Annotated in this window: 18 protein-coding genes and 1 tRNA gene; 8 read left to right on the top strand and 11 right to left on the bottom strand. The window is 67.7% G+C overall.

The genetic code is table 11. From position 1 onward, the window contains the following. Positions 1 to 22: 22 nt before the first annotated feature. Both ACV7NN_RS15795 and ACV7NN_RS15800 read right to left on the bottom strand, forming a co-directional pair. Positions 23 to 169, bottom strand: a complete 147-nt coding sequence (locus ACV7NN_RS15795) for a hypothetical protein (RefSeq protein ID WP_463350511.1) — start codon at positions 167 to 169, stop codon at positions 23 to 25. Between the two features lie 87 nt (positions 170 to 256). Next, the gene (locus ACV7NN_RS15800; RefSeq protein WP_463350512.1) at positions 257 to 1,288 is read right to left on the bottom strand and encodes an SDR family oxidoreductase; all 1,032 of its coding nucleotides are present in this window, start codon (positions 1,286 to 1,288) and stop codon (positions 257 to 259) included. A 171-nt stretch (positions 1,289 to 1,459) separates the two neighbouring features. Here ACV7NN_RS15800 and ACV7NN_RS15805 point away from each other — a divergent pair, with 171 nt between their 5' ends. Continuing rightward, a complete protein-coding gene (locus ACV7NN_RS15805) occupies positions 1,460 to 2,125 on the top strand; it encodes a M23 family metallopeptidase (RefSeq protein ID WP_463350513.1) in 666 nt (221 codons plus the stop codon). Between the two features lie 18 nt (positions 2,126 to 2,143). On the opposite strand, the gene ACV7NN_RS15810 is transcribed toward ACV7NN_RS15805, so the two are convergent. Genes ACV7NN_RS15810 through ACV7NN_RS15840 form a run of 7 tightly spaced genes read right to left on the bottom strand, consistent with a single transcriptional unit; the run spans position 2,144 to position 8,740 of the window. After that, a complete protein-coding gene (locus tag ACV7NN_RS15810; RefSeq protein ID WP_463350514.1) occupies positions 2,144 to 3,778 on the bottom strand; it encodes an alkaline phosphatase family protein in 1,635 nt (544 codons plus the stop codon). Next, positions 3,766 to 4,545: a RibD family protein gene (locus tag ACV7NN_RS15815; RefSeq protein ID WP_463350515.1), complete on the bottom strand. Its 780-nt coding sequence runs from the start codon at positions 4,543 to 4,545 to the stop codon at positions 3,766 to 3,768. Before ACV7NN_RS15815 ends, ACV7NN_RS15810 begins: the two co-directional genes overlap by 13 nt. Beyond that, a complete protein-coding gene (locus tag ACV7NN_RS15820) occupies positions 4,542 to 5,495 on the bottom strand; it encodes a lysylphosphatidylglycerol synthase transmembrane domain-containing protein (RefSeq protein ID WP_463350516.1) in 954 nt (317 codons plus the stop codon). Before ACV7NN_RS15820 ends, ACV7NN_RS15815 begins: the two co-directional genes overlap by 4 nt. Next, positions 5,492 to 6,310 carry an SAM-dependent methyltransferase gene (locus tag ACV7NN_RS15825; protein WP_463350517.1) on the bottom strand — a complete coding sequence of 273 codons (819 nt, stop codon included), beginning with the start codon at positions 6,308 to 6,310 and terminating at the stop codon, positions 5,492 to 5,494. The genes ACV7NN_RS15820 and ACV7NN_RS15825 overlap by 4 nt, the downstream gene beginning before the upstream one ends. Continuing rightward, positions 6,307 to 7,368 carry a glycosyltransferase family 4 protein gene (locus tag ACV7NN_RS15830; RefSeq protein WP_463350518.1) on the bottom strand — a complete coding sequence of 354 codons (1,062 nt, stop codon included), beginning with the start codon at positions 7,366 to 7,368 and terminating at the stop codon, positions 6,307 to 6,309. Before ACV7NN_RS15830 ends, ACV7NN_RS15825 begins: the two co-directional genes overlap by 4 nt. After that, positions 7,365 to 7,763: a 6-pyruvoyl trahydropterin synthase family protein gene (locus tag ACV7NN_RS15835; RefSeq protein ID WP_463350519.1), complete on the bottom strand. Its 399-nt coding sequence runs from the start codon at positions 7,761 to 7,763 to the stop codon at positions 7,365 to 7,367. The genes ACV7NN_RS15830 and ACV7NN_RS15835 overlap by 4 nt, the downstream gene beginning before the upstream one ends. Continuing rightward, positions 7,763 to 8,740 (bottom strand): zinc-dependent alcohol dehydrogenase, encoded by a 978-nt coding sequence (locus ACV7NN_RS15840; protein ID WP_463350520.1) that lies wholly within the window; start codon positions 8,738 to 8,740, stop codon positions 7,763 to 7,765. Before ACV7NN_RS15840 ends, ACV7NN_RS15835 begins: the two co-directional genes overlap by 1 nt. A gap of 81 nt (positions 8,741 to 8,821) precedes the next feature. On the opposite strand from ACV7NN_RS15840, the gene ACV7NN_RS15845 reads away from it, so the two are divergent. After that, a complete protein-coding gene (locus ACV7NN_RS15845) occupies positions 8,822 to 9,550 on the top strand; it encodes a CDP-alcohol phosphatidyltransferase family protein (RefSeq protein WP_463350521.1) in 729 nt (242 codons plus the stop codon). Between the two features lie 166 nt (positions 9,551 to 9,716). Further along, positions 9,717 to 11,036 (top strand): S1C family serine protease, encoded by a 1,320-nt coding sequence (locus ACV7NN_RS15850; protein WP_463350522.1) that lies wholly within the window; start codon positions 9,717 to 9,719, stop codon positions 11,034 to 11,036. Between the two features lie 63 nt (positions 11,037 to 11,099). Here the strand turns inward: ACV7NN_RS15850 and ACV7NN_RS15855 are convergent, their stop codons facing one another. Continuing rightward, positions 11,100 to 11,912 (bottom strand): DUF1206 domain-containing protein, encoded by an 813-nt coding sequence (locus tag ACV7NN_RS15855; RefSeq protein ID WP_463350523.1) that lies wholly within the window; start codon positions 11,910 to 11,912, stop codon positions 11,100 to 11,102. Between the two features lie 58 nt (positions 11,913 to 11,970). Here ACV7NN_RS15855 and ACV7NN_RS15860 point away from each other — a divergent pair, with 58 nt between their 5' ends. From ACV7NN_RS15860 to ACV7NN_RS15875, 4 genes are all read left to right on the top strand, one after another. Continuing rightward, positions 11,971 to 12,939 (top strand): diacylglycerol/lipid kinase family protein, encoded by a 969-nt coding sequence (locus ACV7NN_RS15860; protein WP_463350524.1) that lies wholly within the window; start codon positions 11,971 to 11,973, stop codon positions 12,937 to 12,939. 92 nt (positions 12,940 to 13,031) lie between these two features. Then, complete coding sequence (gene ppk2 / locus ACV7NN_RS15865) at positions 13,032 to 13,844, top strand: polyphosphate kinase 2 (protein WP_463350525.1); 813 nt, start codon at positions 13,032 to 13,034, stop codon at positions 13,842 to 13,844. Positions 13,845 to 13,992: 148 nt separating this feature from the next. Further along, positions 13,993 to 14,589, top strand: a complete 597-nt coding sequence (locus tag ACV7NN_RS15870) for a hypothetical protein (protein WP_463350526.1) — start codon at positions 13,993 to 13,995, stop codon at positions 14,587 to 14,589. A 1,457-nt stretch (positions 14,590 to 16,046) separates the two neighbouring features. Continuing rightward, positions 16,047 to 16,529 carry an FBP domain-containing protein gene (locus tag ACV7NN_RS15875; RefSeq protein ID WP_463350527.1) on the top strand — a complete coding sequence of 161 codons (483 nt, stop codon included), beginning with the start codon at positions 16,047 to 16,049 and terminating at the stop codon, positions 16,527 to 16,529. A 187-nt stretch (positions 16,530 to 16,716) separates the two neighbouring features. Here the strand turns inward: ACV7NN_RS15875 and ACV7NN_RS15880 are convergent. After that, a tRNA-Lys gene (locus ACV7NN_RS15880) sits at positions 16,717 to 16,789 on the bottom strand. Positions 16,790 to 16,869: 80 nt separating this feature from the next. On the opposite strand from ACV7NN_RS15880, the gene ACV7NN_RS15885 reads away from it, so the two are divergent. Further along, entirely contained in the window at positions 16,870 to 17,499 is a 630-nt protein-coding gene (locus ACV7NN_RS15885; protein ID WP_463350528.1) for a DNA-directed RNA polymerase subunit beta, read from the top strand. Positions 17,500 to 17,684: the final 185 nt, after the last annotated feature.

The raw sequence follows: 17,684 nt of genomic DNA on the forward strand, positions 1-17,684 counted from the left end.
CAGTGCATCTTTTCCGGACCGGCTAGATGTCCTCTTCGTCGGACTCGGCGAACTGCTCGACTTCTTCGACGTCCGGCGCTCCCGCCGTCCCCTCGTCGAGCGTCCCCGTTCCGTCGGGGTAGCCGGCCTCGTCCGGATACTCGTAGTCTCCCGATTTGTGTTGGGCCATGTCCGCTCCCTCGTCTCGTCGCCTGCTTTCCGTGCATCCCAGTCTCGTCCGATCGCCGTCACCCGGCAACGGCGCGAACGGGTGCAGTCAGCGCACCGCGCCGATGCGGATGAGGCTCTCGCCCGTGGCGGTGAGCGCGTCCTCGTTCGATCGCGGGTCCCAGCCGAGGACCCGGCGTGCTTTAGCGCTCGACGCCGGTTTCGCCCGGCCGAGCTCCGGCACGATCTGCCGCAGGGACGGCACGACGAGAGCGATCGACTTCAGGACCCCATCCGGCATCGCCCGTTTCGGAACGCGTCGCGCCGCCGCTCCCAGGCGTTCGCGCAGGATGGCCGCCATCTGGGGCAGTGTCAGCGGTTCTCCGGCGATCGCGAGGAACCGGTTGCCCGCCGCCGCAGGGTCGGTCATCGCGAGCAGGTGCAGGTCGGCCACATCGCGCACATCCACGACGCCGAAGTACATGCGGGGGAGTGCGGGAAGGCTGCCGTTGAGCATCCGGCGAACGAGCTCGATCGAACTCGACACGTCCTTGCCGAGAACGGGCCCGAAGATGCCAACCGGGTTCACGACGGCGAGCTCGAGACCGCCGCCTTCGCGTTCGATGAAGTCCCAGGCAGTGCGCTCCGCGAGCGTCTTCGACTTCACGTAGGCCGACACCCGGCCGTCCGGGTCGGTCCAGTCCTCTTCCGTGAAGGGGCTGCCGTCGGCGTGGGGAGGCCCGTAGCCGATCGCCGCGAACGACGAGGTCAGCACGACCCGCTTGACGCCCGCATCCCTCGCGGCCCGCAGTGCTCGCAACGCTCCTTCGCGCGCGGGGCGGATGAGCTCGTTCTCGTCGCGCGGCATCATCACGGGGAACGGCGACGCGACATGGAGGACGAAGTCGCACCCGGCGACCGCCTCGGGCCAGCCGTCGTCGGAGAGCAGGTCGGCCGCCGCGAACGACAGCGCGTCTCCGGGCTCCGCCCCGCCGACCGTGAGCATCGCGCGCACGTCTGCTTCGCGGCTGAGCGATCGCAGGGTCGTGCGCACCCGGTACCCGGCGTCCAGCAGCTTCAGGATGCAGTGGGCGCCGACGAAGCCCGACCCGCCTGTCACGAGTACCAGTTCACCGCTCACGGCTCCTCCTTCGTTCGCGCACCCTGCGTCCAATCATGCGTCAGACAGGTCGCGCGGGCGAGCCCGACCCGGCCGCCGGAACCAGCAGTAGGACGGAGGATTGCTCATTATTACCTAGACCGAGTGTCCTACTGCGTTCTACACTGGGGACCACCCGGCTGGAGCATCCCGATGCCAGAGTTCATCTTTCCCACCAACAGGCACGAGCCCGTGGACCAGGACGGCTCATGGCAGGGGCACAAGGACCGGCACCCGCCGAGCGTCAACCCTGGGGTCGACTTCGGATGCGCGTACGGCTCGATCGTCGCCGCGGCGAAAGCGGGCACGGTGAACACCGCGGATCCGAGCCCGTCGGGCAGCGGCGGCCGGGTCGTCTACATCGACCACGCCGACGGAAGCCAGACCCAGTACCTGCACCTGTCGAGGGTCGATGTCGCCGCCGGCCAGAAGGTGGCGACGCAACAGCAGATCGCGCTCTCCGGGGGGTCGGCCTTCGACGACGATCACGGGGTCGCCCCGCACTGCCATGTCTCGCTCTACCTCGGCGGCGTCAACTCCGACTTCATGCTCCACGCGAGCGCGGGCGGGGCGCAGAGCGCAGCGACGCGGGCGATGCTTCTCGAACAGGAGGAAGAGATGGGCAAATTCATTCGGCTTCCCAACGGAACGATCGGCTACGTCAGCCCGGACGGGCGCCTCACGAGGCTGAACGACATGGATGAGGTGCGGTCGATCGAAGCGGTCGGACTCGCGAAGGTCGATGAGATGATCCAGCTCCCCGACACGCTGATCTGGACCAAGCTCGAGTCGATCTCGTCCCGCATCGGACACGGATGAGGGGGAGCGCCGCGGCGCTCATCGGCTGTACGCCGACAGGAAGCGGTTTCTGAACGCATCCATCCGCCACACGGGAGCCGACGACGACGGCAGCATTCCCTCATCCCAGTCCCAGCCTGAGATCCTGTCGATGACCTTCGGATCCTTCGAGATGATGCTGATCGGCACGTCGTGGTTCGCGGTCGCTCCGCTGACCACGGCCGCTGGCTGGTGATCGCCGAGAACCACGAGCACGAGATTCGGATCGTCGAAGGTGGTCAGGAACGAGAAGAGTGCGCTCATCGTGTACTGGACGGACTGCCCGTAGACCTGCTGGACGTGGTGTGGGTCCTGCCAGACGACGGCGGGCGTCGGACCCTGCGCCGGCTGTGGACCGAAGACTGCGCCGTCGCCGATGGACGACCAGGGCACCAGGTGCGGCAGCGGTGTCCACGGCGTGTGCGACGAGACGAGGTCGATCTCGGCCATGAGAGGCTTGTGCGGCCGGGCGAGCTCGTGCTGCTGGAAGTACGCCCACGTGTACTGGTCGGGGATGCGCGCATAGCTGAACGGCGGCCCCTGGTAGCCGACGTTCTGCGCGTTGAGTTCCGTGCCGAAGTGATAGAAGTCGCTGCCGATCGACCAGGGTTTCGTGTCGGACGGAACGTCGCTGACGGTCCGCCAGCCTGCCTTCCGGAAGGCGTCGGTCAGTGTGAGGCGGTTGGTCTTGGTGATCTTGTCGTAGTTCTGCTGCGAGTCGATCCACAGTCCGGTCTGCAGGGTCGAATGCGCCAGCCAGCTGATTCCGCCGAAGGTCGACGAGGTGAGGAAGGCGCTGCGCTCGCTGTAGCCGCTGGCGGCGAGCTGCACATTCCCTTGGCGGAGAACGCGGTCCACCCCCGGCGAGAAGGACGTGCCCTGCACCGCCACCTGGCCGTAGCTCTCGACGAAGGCGATGATGACGTCCTTGCCCTTCAGGCCGGTCAGCAACGACGTGGCCGGCACGACCGAATACGGATCGCTCGCCCGCGCCCGCTCGAAGGCGGCCTGGTCGCGGGCGGCCGCGATCACCTGGTCGACACTCGAGGCCCCGGCGCGGATCTCGTCTGCCGCAGCGACCGGGTCACCGGGCACCAGCTGGACGCCGACGAGTGCGAGGACGACCCAGCCGGCGGCGACCGCCGTCGCCCCGATCAGGGCTGTCCGGCGGTGCCGGCGGATGACGGCGTCCAGGTGCAGCAGCGACCACGCGATGGCGACCACGCTCGCGACAGTGAGGACCAGGAGCACCACGAGGATGGCGGACACCGCGACGGGCCCGATGGCGTCCCGCACGACACCGAAACCGTCCACCAGTTCGGGCCAGCCCGTCACCACGTTGAACGGGATGCTGACGGTGGTCGTGAAGGCGCGGTCGAGCGCGGCGTCGAGCGTCGCGGCGACGAAGACGACGGCGAAGAGTGCCGCGACGGTCCGGCGTGCCGCCCGCCATGGCAGCAGTGCAAGAACGATCAGTGCGAGAGCCGCCTCGATCGGGATGCGCACGAAGGCCAGCGCGGATCCGGAGTCGACCAGACCGGGCGCGAGCGACGCGACGAACAGCACGACGACCGCCAGGGCCGTCGCGAGATTCCGGCCGACGGCGCGGCGTTCGGGCCGGCTCACGACCTCCACGGCGCCATCGTCCGGAGGAGCGATGCCGCGGGGGTCGCGGCGTCGGTGGCTGCAGCCGTGCGGGCGCTGTCGACCGCATCCCGATCGAAACGGTCGGAGAGGGCGTAACGCAGCACCACGACATCGCCGAGCATCCGCACCTCCGCGGGCGTTGCGCGCCGCCCGTTCTTCCACGGGAACGCCCCATCGCCGACGAATCTCGGCGCACGACGGTCGCCGACGAAGATCGGTGCGATGGCGAGGTGGAGCTCGTCGACGAGGTCCGAGGCCAGGAACTGGGTGAGGATCGTGCCTCCTCCCTCGACCATGAGTCGCCCAACCCCGCGAGCACCCAGATCGGCGACCAGGTCGGCCATCGTCACGTCGTCGCCCAGCCCGACGACGATCGCTGCAGCGCCGAGGTGCCGCCGGATCCGGGTCGCCTTCGAGGAGGGACAGTAGACGAGCTTGGTCGTCTCGTCCTCGGCGAAGAAAAGGGCGTTGGGATCGAGGTCACCGGATGCGGTCACCGTCACCTTCCACGGCGAGCGGGATCGCCCGGCCGCCTTCCGGCTATCCTGGCGTGCAGCGCTGCGCACCAGAAGCCGCGGGTTGTCGCGCCGGACTGTCCGCGCCCCGACGAGGATGGCGTCACTGGCGGCGCGCACCTCGTCGACCCGGTCGAAGTCGGCCGCGTTCGACAGCGCGAGCCGGGGCGGGTTGGCCGTGTCGAGATAGCCGTCCAGCGAGATGGCGCAGCTCAGGGTGACATAGGGATCGTCGATCACGATGGCTCCTTCTGGTGGCGAGCGGTGGACATCAGCGCCACGATCGCGCCGGGGGTGACCGCGATCAGGCTGAGAACGCCGAAGAGGGTCGACGCCGCGACGCCGGCGGCCGCGCCGAATCCGGCCAGCGCGAACGCCCATCCGGCGATCCCTTCGCGGGGACCCCATCCGCCCACGTTCACAGGGATGGATGCAGCGAGCAGGATGACGAGGGCGATGGCCAGCATCCGCGGTGGCGCCACGTTCGCACCGACCGCGTTGGTCGCCACGGCGATGGTGCCGACATGGCAGGCGACGACGATCACCGAGGCGAACGCGACGCGTGCGAAAGCCGACGGGGAGCCGATACCGGCGCGGAGCTCATCCCATTCGTGGCGGAGCGCGCGGCGCACCCGTGCGCTCGCCGCGAGTGCGACGGCCAGCCCGACGACGAGAACCGCGAACCCGATCCCGATCGCTGCCAGAACGAGTCCCTCGAACTCGGTGCCGAAGAGCGCCAGGACGACGATCGCGAGCACCAGCTGGACCGCCTGCCCGGCGCTGCGCTCGATGACGACGGCACGCGATGCGCGGCTGATGCTGTCGACTCCGCGTCCGTGGACGACGGCACGGTGCGCATCCCCGAGCACGCCACCCGGCAGCACGCTGTTGAGGAAGAGCGAGCGGTAGTACATGGTGACCGCCAGCGGCCACCGCAGGCTGAGGCCGAGCCGGCCGGCGATCAGCTGCCAGCGCCAGGCTGCGGCTGCGGCGGCGATCGCGCCGAGCAACACGGCCGCTGCGATCGACCGGCCGTCGAGACTCGCCAGCCCGTGCAGGAAGGGACCCGTGCCGACTTTGAGCACGAGGGCGCCGAGCACGGCCCCGCCGAGCATCAGCTGGGTGACGAGCCGGAAACGCCGCGATCTCACGACCACGGCTGTCCGGCTGGGCGCGACTGCGGTGCTCATCGCGGCCACGCCAACAGGTCGAGGTGACGGACGGACGCGGAGAGTTCGCCGCGTGCCAGCTGGGACGATCGCAGGCTGCGGTACGGCTCGCTCGTCTCGCAGAGCTCGGGAGCCTGTTCGACCGCAGCGTCGACCCATCCGTCGAACCACTCGGCGAGGAGGCGGGGTTGCTCGGCGTCCAGTTCCCACGTCGTCGTCCTCGACTGGACGCGCCAGCCGGCCACCGTGAAGAGGCCACGTGCGATCGGGGCGCCGTACCGGCCGAGCAGCCTACGGTCGTCTGCCACGCGCCGCTGGTGGGCATTGAACGCGTGCTGGATGAGCGTGTCGCGCGGATCGCCGGGTGTCAGGTCGACGTCCCCCGTCACACTCAGTGCGAAGAGCGCAGGCGATCCGATGCCCACGCAGGCGTCGACGATGGCGTGCAACTCGTGCGCGGTCAGCACGTCGAGCAGCGCGGATGCGGTGACCAGCGTCGCTCCGTAAAGGTCGGATGCGCGGAGCCGGGCCAGGTCACCGACGCGCCTGGTCACGGCGACGGGTCTGCCTTCTCGATCGCGTGGGGGCTCGTCCTCGATCGCACGATCGGTCAGGCGTGGGTTCCAGTCGTGGAGCACCCATTGCTGCGGGCCGGGTAGCAGCGGCGCGAGCCAGCGCATCATCGAACCCGTGCCGCTGCCCAGGTCGTGCACGACGACCGGGCCCGCGGGCAGCAATTCCGCGGCGGAGAGGGCCAGCTCCGTCGATCGGGAGCGGGAGTCCTCCTCCTCGCGGAGGGCGAGCCAATCGGTGCTGACGTCGACGATCCCGGTCATGATTTCCCTGTTCCCAGAAGTCCGAGTGGTGTGGGTGGCGCCGTCGCCGCCGGATCGACATCGTCGAGCGCTGACGCGACGATCGCTGCTGTCGTGGTCCAACCGCGGAGGGCCCTGCGAGCATGCAGAGCCTCGGTCTTCAGCGCCTGGCGTCTGTCCGGGCTCGACCACCATTGGCGGAGCACGACACCCAGCGCCCACGGATCGTCCGGCGGCACGATGACCCCTGCGCCGCTGTCGCCGATCGCCTCCGGGAGTCCTCCGGTTCCCGTGGCCAGCACGGGGATGCCGCGCGCGAGCGCTTCGGTCACGACCATCCCGAAGCTCTCCGCCCGCGACGGCACGACCAGCAAGTCCGCGTGGCGGTACGCGGCCTCGAGAGGCCGGCCGGTGAGCACGCCGGTGAATGTGATCCGGTTCGTCAGCCCGGCGGATGCGATGGTGTGCCGGAGTTCGGTCACGTAGCCGGGGTCGATGGCGAGCGAGCCGACGAGCGAGCACGTCCAGCCCTCGACACCTGCGAGACCGGTCAGCGCACTGATGAGCAGATCCTGGCCCTTGTGCGGCGCGACCGCGCCCACGCAGAGCAGCCGTCCGCCGGTCGGAGAGGCAGCCGTCGCGGGAGCCCGGTCGGTGCCGGGCTGGGCCACGACGATGCGGTGCGGGTCGGCCGCGTCGCGCTCGATCAGTTCGGCACGGGTCCAGTGGCTCGTGGCGATGACCCGCGCTGCGGTGCGGAGCGAACCCTCCTCGAAGTCTGCAGTGTGCGCGAGGACCAGCGCGCGCGCGCTGGTCGGATGCTCGACCAGCGCGCCGGGATCGCGCACGACGACGAGTCCGTCGATGAGCGCGAGCGCGCCGTCGGGCAGGCCCGCGAGCACCTCCGCCGCCCATCCGGGTCGCCCGTCGGCGATCGGTATCATCGTGACCTCGCGGCCACCGCTCACCAACTGGTCACGCAGGTGCTGGTCGTAGACATTGCCCCCGCTGACCTGGTCCGGGTCGTCGATCGAGTCCGGCACCAGGAAGAAGACGGGCGCCGCCGCCGCCTCGTTCACAGCGGCCTCGAATAGCTCGCCCAGGCGATGTGGGACTCGTGGAGCGTGACCGTGATCGATGTCACCCGGTTGCTGCCGCCGAGGCCTCCGGCGGCCGCGCTCTCGGCGAGCCGGTCGGCGATCACCTGGCAGAGTCGCTCGGTCGTGGTGTTCATCCCGGCGAACGCGGGGTCGTCGTCGAGGTTGCGGTACGTCAGCGACTCGGTGATCTGCGACAGCACTGCGGCGGCGCGTCCGATGTCGACGACGACCCCATCCGCGTCGAGGTCGTCAGCGCCGAACGTCGCGTCGACGAGAAAGGTGGCGCCGTGCAGGCGTTGCGCGGGACCGAAGTCCTCGCCCGTGAAGCTGTGGGCGATCATGATGTGATCGCGGACCGTCACCGAGTACGGCATCAGGCGTCTCCCCAATCGATCGTGTGGCAGAGGTCCGTGTTCGAGCCGTCGGCGAGCCGTCCCATCACTGCGGGAAGGTCGCGCCACGACGACTCCGCTGTCAGCAGGGCGTCAAAGGCGGCGTCGTGCAGGAGCTCCAGCGCGAGCGCCAGACGGTCGCCCGTCGTCCTGCTGCCGCGCCGCCGCGTGGCGACCATTCCCACCTGGCTCGAGCGGATGGTCAGCCTGCGCGAATGGAAATCGGCACCGAGCATGAGCGTCGCAGGGCGATCCCCGTACCAGCTGGCCTCGATCACCTCGCCTTCGGTCACGACGGTTTCGAGGGCGAGCTGGAGTCCCGCATCCGATCCGCTCGTGTTGATGACGAGGTCGCGATCCCTGGGTGCGTCTGCGCTGAGTGCGAAGCCCACGTCCAGGCGCTCGGCCACCTCGCGGCGCGACGGGTCGACGTCGACCAGGACGACATCCACCCCGGGGATGCCGTGCAGGAGTCGCGCGATGCAGCATCCGATCATCCCGGCGCCGACCACCGTCACCCGGTCTCCGACGAGCGGAGCCGCATCCCACAGCACATTGATCGCGGTCTCGACGGCGCCCGCGAGCACGGCTCGGCGCGGAGGCACGCCATCCGGAACCCGCACGACCGCGTCGGCGGGAACCACGAAAGCCGACTGGTGGGGGAAGAGCGTGAAGACGATCTGCCCGTGCAACGGCTCGGGCCCGTCCTCCACGACCCCGACGTTGAGGTAGCCGTATTTGACAGGGCCGGGGAAGTCGCCGGACTGGAACGGGGCGCGCATCCGTTCGCGTTCGCCGGCCGGGACCCGTCCGGTGAAGACCGTCGTCTCGGTGCCGCGGCTTACGCCGCTGAACAGCGTGCGAACCAGGACGTCCCGGTCACTGGGACGGGGGAGCTGTTCCGTGCGCAGCACACCGACGCCCGGCTCGTCCACCCAGAAGGCTGTTGCCTCGCGCACGTCCACTCCTCTTCGTGAACCAATGGCACACGGTCGCCGTGTTAACGGAAATAGGTTCTGTATGACAAACACGAGGCGGACGTGAAAAGAGTTCAAAGCGCACCCATCGTCGCCGGCGGACTCGGCGCGGTGGTGGTCGCGGGGCTCTGGGTGATCGAGCCGAGTGCCGGCTGGCTCGCCGGACTCGCCTACCTCGTCGTCTCGAACATGCTCCTCATCCGTGGACTCCGCCTCAGCCAGGCGACGAGGTTCGGTGCCGCGAACCTGGTGACCGTGGTCCGGTCGACCTTGGTCGGCGTCATCACCGGCGTGGTCGCGGTGTCCTTTCTGACCGATGTCCCCGTCGTGCTCCTTGTCGGCTTGGTCGTGCCCGCTCTGCTGCTGGATGCGGTGGACGGCTGGGTCGCTCGGCGCACCGGAACGACGAGTGAACTCGGCGCCCGCTTCGACATGGAAGTGGATGCGTTCCTGCTCCTGGTGCTGAGTGCGTACGTCGCGCAGACCCTCGGCGGCTGGGTCCTGGCGATCGGTCTCATGCGTTACGCGTTCGTGGCGGTCGGCTGGGTCCTCCCATGGTTCAACCGGCAGCTTCCGCCGCGCTATTGGCGCAAGGCAGTGACGGCGGTCCAGGGAATCGCACTTGCGATCGCGGCGACGGGCCTGCTGCCCGGGGTGGATGCGGTGCTCGTCGCGGTCGGGCTGGCCCTGCTTGTCGAGTCGTTCGGTCGCGACGTGGTCTGGCTCGTGCGGCGGCGGGCGCACGCGCTGGGCGCCGTCCCGGACGTGCCTGCGGCGGTGCAGGAGGTCTAGGGGCCGGCGATTGGTTTCGCCGGCTCGCTGCGACGCTCCTTCGCGACCGCTGTTCACGGCGAAACGTTGGGTTTCTCACGGCCAGAGCATAAGCAGCCCATGGCGCCCTTCCACCCGGCTGGGGTGTGCTGTCGACATCGAGCGTGAAGTCGAGAGGACGAAGAGCATGGACACCGGAAATGGGGCTCCCGCAACGGAGAGCGAGCAGAGTGACGTGCAGCCAGTGGGAGCGCACGGAGGAATCCGGCGCAGCCGGCGTCGGCGCGTTGTCGCCCTGTCGACGACGGTCGCAGCGGCCGTGGTGGTCGGCTCCGCGTTCGGGATCGCCGCGACGGTCCCACGGCCCAGTTCCTCCACCGGGGCGTCGGCCTCGAGCGTGTCCGCTGCGGACATCCACAACGCGCTCGGACAAGCCGGCAACGGCAACGGCTATGGCTACGGCGACGGGTACGGCTATGGCGGCTATGGAAGCGGGTACGGCGGCAACGCGTACGGCGGCGGTGGCACCTCGTCCGACTCCACCGGCACCGGCGCTCTGGCGAGCGCAACGGCCGCGGAGGAAGTCGGCGTCGTCGACATCACGTCCCAGCTCACGTACGACCAGGCCGAGAGTGCTGGTACGGGCCTCGTGCTGTCGTCCAACGGCGAGATCCTCACGAACAACCACGTCGTGGAGGGGGCGACCAGCATCAGCGTCACCGTTGTTGCGACCGGAGCGGAATACACGGCCAGCGTAGTCGGCACCGATGCGACCGACGACATCGCAGTCCTTCAGCTGAGTAACGCCTCGGGCCTCAGCACCGCCCATCTCGACACGTCATCGGATGCGGCCGTCGGTGACGCCGTCACGGGCGTCGGCAACGCAGGAGGCACGGGCGGCACACCCTCCGCGTCGCCCGGGACGGTGACGGCGCTCGACCAGACCATCACCACCCAAAGCGAGGGCTCGGCTGCTTCCGAGACGCTGAACGGGCTCATCGAGACCGACGCCGACATCCAGGCGGGCGATTCCGGTGGTCCTCTCTTCAACTCCGCTGATCAAGTGATCGGTATCGACACTGCAGCGGCGGCGGGCGGCTCGACGACGACCGGCTACGCCATCCCGATCGCGAACGCCCTCACCATCGCCGGAGAGATCGAGGCGGGCGACGCCTCGTCCACCGTGACCATCGGCTACCCGGCCTTCCTCGGAGTGGAGGTCGGCTCGTCGACCGATGCAGCGTCCGGTTTCGACAGTGGCTCCGGCGCGGCGATCACGGGAGCCCCGATCGCCGGCGTCATCGACGGGGGCCCCGCCGCAACGGCCGGACTCGAGGCAGGCGACACGATCACGGCGGTGAACGGCAGCGCGATCGCGTCGGCGCAGTCACTCACCTCCGCCCTCGCTTCACACACCCCGGGCCAGCATGTCAGCATCAGTTGGACCGACACCTCGGGCGCATCCCACACCGCGACGGTCACCCTCGCGCGCGGGCCCGTCGCCTAGGACTCAGGAACCTGCGCAAGCGCCGCCGCCGGCTCCAAAACCGCGTCGGTGGCGTGAACCCGTTCAGAGTCGCGCGAGACGGGCCCGAAAGAAGGCGTAGATGCCGTATGCGATCCACCCGATTCCGATGGCGATCAAAACGAAGACGCCGAATGGCACGCTCAAGAAGGACTTGAGTGCGCCATCCGGTCCGGTCGTCTTGCTGGGATCGTTCGTCGCAGCACCGACGATGAAGAGCACACCGACCGCAGCGAGTGCCACGCCGCGAGCCACGTAGCCGACGATTCCGAGAACTCTCACCGCAGTGCCGGGGACGCCTGAGGGAACAACGATGTCCCTTTCGAAGCGCTTGGTGACGCCCTTGAACACCATGTAGCCGGCGACTCCGAGCAGAGCGACACCGATCGCGACGACCGCGAAGACACCCCCCGGAGTTGCCAGGAGGTTCGCCCCCAACTGGCTCGTCGATTGGGCGGAGCTCGCAGTTCCGCCCATCGCGAAGACGAAGGCGGTGAAGGCGAGAACGAGATAGATGATCGCTTTGGCGAGACTCTGCACGATGTGGGCGGCCCGCGAACGCTTGCCCTCCCACGTATGGTCGAGGAACGCGCTCAGCAGCAGCCAGAGGCCGAGTGCGGCAAAGCAGATCGCCGCTGCCCACAACAGGAACAGGCCGCCCGGAGCCTGGGTGAGCTCGGCGAGGGCTCCGGACTGGTCGGCTTCCTGGCCGCCTCCCGTCCCTGTCGCGAGGGCGATCGCGATGAAGCCGATGAGGATGTGGAGAAGCCCGCTCGCGACGAAGCCCGCACGAGCCAAGGCATGCATAGCCGTGCTGTTCTTGGCCGTCCGAGCCGCCTGCTTCGCTGAAGAGCTCATCGCGCTCAGCATAGCGACGGAACGGGGGCTTTCCATCGGGTGACCCTAAGGTGGGTCCATGCGAGCTGCAATCATCTACAACCCGATCAAAGTCGACCTCGAGACCCTGCGGGCCGCGACCACGCAGGCCGAGAAGCAGTACGGCTGGGATGAGTCGCTGTGGATCAAGACAACGGAAGAGGATCCCGGTGCCGGTCAGGCGGGGGAGGCGATCGAGCAGTCTGCGGACGTCGTCATCGCCGCCGGTGGCGACGGCACCGTTCGTGCCGTCGCGGAGGGTCTGCACGGCTCGGGCATCCCTCTTGCCCTTCTTCCTTCGGGAACCGGCAACCTGCTCGCACGCAACCTGGAGCTGGCCCTCGACGACCTGGAAGGCGCGCTGGAGACAGCTTTCACCGGCGCTGACAGGCTGATCGACGTGGGCCTCATCGATCTTCGGCGGCCGGACTCATCGGTGGATCGCCGCGCGTTCGTCGTCATGGCGGGGTTGGGGATCGATGCCCAGATGATCGAGAACACCGATCCCGACCTGAAGAAGCGCGCAGGCTGGCTCGCCTATGTCAGTTCGATCATCCGGTCGCTTCGTGACGGCAACGAGCTCCATTCGCGGTTCCGCCTCGGCTCCAACCCGGCTCGTCGGGCGACGGTCCACTCGTTCATCGTGGGCAACTGCGGGTCGCTTCCGGCGAACATGATGCTCATGCCCGACGCGCAGGTCGACGACGGCCTCCTCGACGTCGTGATGCTCCGTCCGGAGGGAGCCCTCGGGTGGCTGCGGATCTGGCTCCGGGTGGCGTGGGAGAACGGGATCCTTCGGCGCACGCGAACCGGTCGGCGCCTGCTGGGCGATTCGAAACCCATCCGCCCCCTCGTGTATGAGACAGCCGAGAGCCTGGAAGCGACCTTCGGGCGGCCGGAGAAGATCGAACTCGATGGCGACGCCTTCGGCGAGGTGACCGCGATCCGGGTGGGCATCGACGGCAGCAGCCTGGCCATCCGGATGCCGCGGGAACAGCCGGTCCCTTGATTTGCGCGCTCGTCAGGTTCTAATGGGTGGAGTGCGTGCCGCAGACGATGGCGCCGAGGAATGGTCGGAGTCCGGCCGGGGGGAGAAGCAGTATGTCGAAGTCGAAGAAGACCAAACGGTTGGCCAAGGGTCTGTATGAGCAGGAGCTCGAGCGGCTCCAGGTCGAGCTCGTCGGGATGCAGCAGTGGGTGATCGAGACGGGGGCGCGGGTCCTCGTGATCTTCGAGGGTCGCGATGCCGCAGGCAAAGGCGGCGCCATCAAGCGAATCGTCCAGTACCTGAACCCTCGGTCGGCTCGCGTCGTCGCGCTCCCGACGCCGAGCGAGAAGGAAAAGGGCCAGTGGTATTTCCAGAGATACATCAAGCACCTCCCGACAAAAGGCGAGATCGTGCTCATGGACCGCTCCTGGTACAACCGCGCAGGAGTCGAGCGGGTGTTGGGCTATTGCACCGACGCGCAGCTCGAGCTGTTTCTCGAACAGGCACCACTCGTGGAACGGATGCTCGTGGAAGACGGCATCATCCTGATCAAGTTGTGGTTCTCCGTTTCTGACAAGGAGCAGGAAAAGCGGCTTCGTTCGCGGCTCCACGACCCGATGCGACGATGGAAACTGTCCGAGACCGACTTGTATTCGATCACGCGGTGGGAGGACTACTCCCGCGCGAAGGACGAAATGTTCGCGGCGACAGACCTGCTCGAGACTCCGTGGTGGACGATCGAGAGCGACGATAAACGTTCCGCGCGCATCAACACGATCCACCATCTGCTCGAGCAACTGCCGTACAAGTATCTGCTTCCGGAGAAGATCGACTTTCCTGACAGGCCGAAGGCCACGGACCTCGACCGTCCGCCTCGAAAGACCAACAACTACGTGCCCGACCACGCGGCCACGCTCACGCCGTAGCCCGTGCGTCGAGCTTGGGGCCCCGGTCACCGGTCACATCCGCGGACTATCCTTCCGCGGGCTGCGCGACCATGATGGGAACGGTCGAGTGAGGGGAGGCGTTGTGCGCTCATCCGTCCCGCTCCCCGGCAACCCGTGGCCGCACGACATGGTGATCACCGTCGAGGACGATTCGCAAACGCTGCTGGAGTTGCTGTGGATCCGCGAGGCGTGGCAACTGCATCCCGAGGGCGTCGATCTGCCGCCCGAACTCGTTGATACGCCCGCCTTGGTGGACGCGTCGCAGCGATCGGCAGTGCCGATCGTCGAGTGGCAGGATGCGTGGCCCGGCATCTGGGCGGCGGCTCTGCGGCACGCCGGCACCCCGCTGAGCCAGGACACCTTCGATCGTCTGCACGGTTCCGAGGTCGGTTCTGACGAACGTGCTCGCCTCCTCCGCGAACTTTTCGGTCCGTCGTGGAGCGAACACTTCGGCTCCGATGCGATGCCAGAAGAGGCGGAGCAGTGGAGGCACTCCCTGTTCCGGCAGCGCACGGAGCGCACGCTGCAAAACGTGGAGGAACAGCCCGAGCATGCGGCACTCGACGCGCTGATCCGCGCCTGGCAATCCGGTCTGACGAAGATCGTGCAGATCCCCTGCAGAGGCACCTTCACGCGGATTCTCGGACCGCACGCTCTCCTCGTCACCGCCGAAACCCATGGCGACCGGGAGGGCTACAGTGCAGCACTCAGCGAATTCCACTGAGTGGTCGGCTACCGGTGCGGCTTGCATGCGGCATGAACTGTTGAGGCGAGTCTCTCGGCCGACCGAGCCGAGTTCATCCCCCGGATGGATGCTCGACAGCGATGGCGGTGGATACCGTATGCGAATGAGACGCGGCCACACTATTGGTGCCACGTGAAAGGCGCACTCATTGCGACCGGGCTCGCTCTACTCCTCGTCGCCGGCCTCATGGGGGCGATTCAGCTGGGCTACGCCTGGAAGAACTCGTGCGCGCGATTCGGCCCTGAGCCCGCCGAGGCCAGGTTGTTGGACGCCGGAGGCTCCGTGCAAGAGACACGCAGCTTGTGGCCGATCGGGAGGGTCTGCGATTGGGCGCGCATCGACGGCTCCGGGTCCGTCCGGTCATACGTGGGTGACGAGGTGCTGACAGCGGCCACTTATGGGATCGCAGCCGTGGGGATCCTCGGGATCGTTGTTGGGGCTACCCGTCGCCGACCGGAACCGTCGATAAGGATGTTCAGAAGCGCGGGCGACCCGTAGTGTTGCGATCGGAACTCGACCGTCGGAGGACTCTGAGGAATGCCGAAATCTCACCTACGGGTCGTTGCCGGCGCGTTCGCGTGCATTGTTGCGGTTGCGGCGGTGGCACTCGTCGCCGTCATGCCAGCGGTTGGATCGCCTTCCGCGCCAACGCCAGAACCGCCGAGCCAAGCGACGCCGGCTCGCGCTCAGCCCGCGCCGGTTCCATCCGGGTCGACGACACCCGCCCCAACGGCGCTGACTTCCGCTGACCTCAAGCTGGTGGATGCGCTGGGCTCACGACTCGCAACAACCCCAGGATCGGTCGTGAATGTCATACGTGGACCCGGAGTGGCGATCTGGAATGCGGTAGCGCCCGATGTGACGACGATCGGAACGACCCCCGAGGTGATGGCTCACGATTTCCTCCTCGTGACGTGTACGGACAACGTCGTCCAGACCGGCTACCTTGGTGCCCCAGGAATCAAGATTCCCGTTATCGGCGAGATCCAGATCGTCATCGATGAGACCACCGGTGGCGTCATGGAGACGACTCGCCTAACGAAGGGCGCGAGGAGCCCATTTGCGGCTGCCGTTGCACTGCTCGGTAGACCCACGGCGGTGGCATTGTCTGCTGCGTCATTCGGTCTGGCCTCGAGAGCCACCAAAGCGTCGGCGGCGTGCCGCTGTGCGGCTTCGCGTTCGCGTTCTTCAGCGTGCTGTATCACTCGAACGTGACGATCTGACCCTGCGTCTGGTGTGCCCCCATTTCGTCAGCTCGTTATCCGCGTAGACTACTGCGGTGAGCTTTCAGGAGGTGGTCGGCGCCCGAATCGCCGGCATCAGGGCGTGACGCCTTTGGTCGCGCCCTTCGGCGCGACCGCCTCAGTCGATCCTGAAAATCTTCCGCCCGCGCGGCGCGCTTCGGTGCGACCCGGGTGTTATCGAAAGCGAACACAATGCTCCCTATCACGGAGAAGACCCTCCGCACATCCTTCGTCAACGCCTCCCGCAAAGAGGTCGGCGAGCTCACCCTGCCTGCCGGGTTCGACACGATCGACTGGGATCAGCTCGACTACCTCGGCTGGCATGATGCGAAGAAGGGCCGGCGCGCGTACGCCGTCGTGCCGACACTCGAGGGCGACCTCATCGGCATCCTGTTCCAGCAGGCCGCCGCGTCGCCGCGCTCCCGTGCCCAGTGCTCGTGGTGCCAGGACGTCAAGCTCCCGAACGACGTCGTGTTCTACAGTGCGAAGCGATCCGGCCAGGCCGGGCGGAACGGCAACACTATCGGCGCGCTCGTCTGCGAGGACTTCCAGTGCTCTCGGAACGTCCGAAAGACGCCGCCGCTCGCGTACGAGGGCTACGACGTCGAAGCGGCACGCCTGAGGCGGATCGAGGATCTTCAGCTCCGCGCGGCGTCCTTCGCCGCGGAGGTCTGATCTCACCTCGTGCCTGAGTCACAATCGCACAGCTCAGCATCGACCTCTTCGACGATGACCTGGATGCCATTGGAGACGCGTTGAGTCGCGTTGGATCTCCAGAAGTTTTGGGCAACCGTGGGCAAATCCCGAAATTGCTGGGTCTGAATAGACCGCCAATGGCCTGGGATGCCAATGATTGTAAGGGTGGGCCCGGTGGGGCTCGAACCCACGACCCGCGGATTAAAAGTCCGATGCTCTACCAACTGAGCTACAGGCCCGTACCGGACTAATCTACCGTGGATTGGAACCACTCGCGCACGCGCGCGGGAGCGACAGGTTCGAGGGAGGACACGACCGAATGAGTGACGATTTCCACAAGCCGACGAAGTTCTCCGGGAGCAAGTTCGAGTCTTTCAAGGGCGGCGAGGATCCTGCCCACATCAGCAGGGTCGCCCACGAGACGGCGAACGCACTGCTCGCCCGGGTGCGCAACGACCCTGACCCAGAAGTCCTCGACCGCCTCGTCACTTTCACCGACGAGAACGGCATCGACGCGATCGCCGAGCTGTGGGCGAGGGCCAACCCGAAGAGCCTGCCCGGCGCGCTGTGGCGCATCTACCTGCTCCGCCTCCTCATCCGCCAGGACCCCGAAGGCACCGCCTTCCTGTTCCAGCGCGGCACCGAGGTGATCGCGACCATCGATCCTGTCGTGGCCGGAGCATCCATGCCGACGGGGCCGACCGAGATCATCGAACTGGCAGACCGCATCCTGCGTGGCGTCTTCGAAGGCGATTTCGCGGTCGCGCTCGAAAGGGCAGCCGCCTTCTGCCGGGTCACGGCGGCCGGCTGCACCAGCGTCGCCGACGATGTGGATGCGACCGAGCCGGAGCGGGCCAGCGAGCTCACCACACGCGCACTCCGGTTCATCAAGACCGCGGAGGAGCTCACGAGTTGTGCCCGCCTGTGGCGCCACGAATCGCTCGAGTAGTTCACTCCTCGCGAACGCAGACGCGTTTTTCGGCGCCCGGGCTCGGGTAAACTTGTTGTCGGCCGGGCCGCAGTAACCCCGGGCTCCAATATTCGCCGCTCCGAGCGGCCTCGCGCCGAGAGGCGTTCTGCGGCCCGGCCTCTTCTGTCCCCGCAGCGTGTGCACGACGTTCCTCCGTTCGACCT

Source organism: Leifsonia sp. Ger2509 (assembly GCF_055231915.1).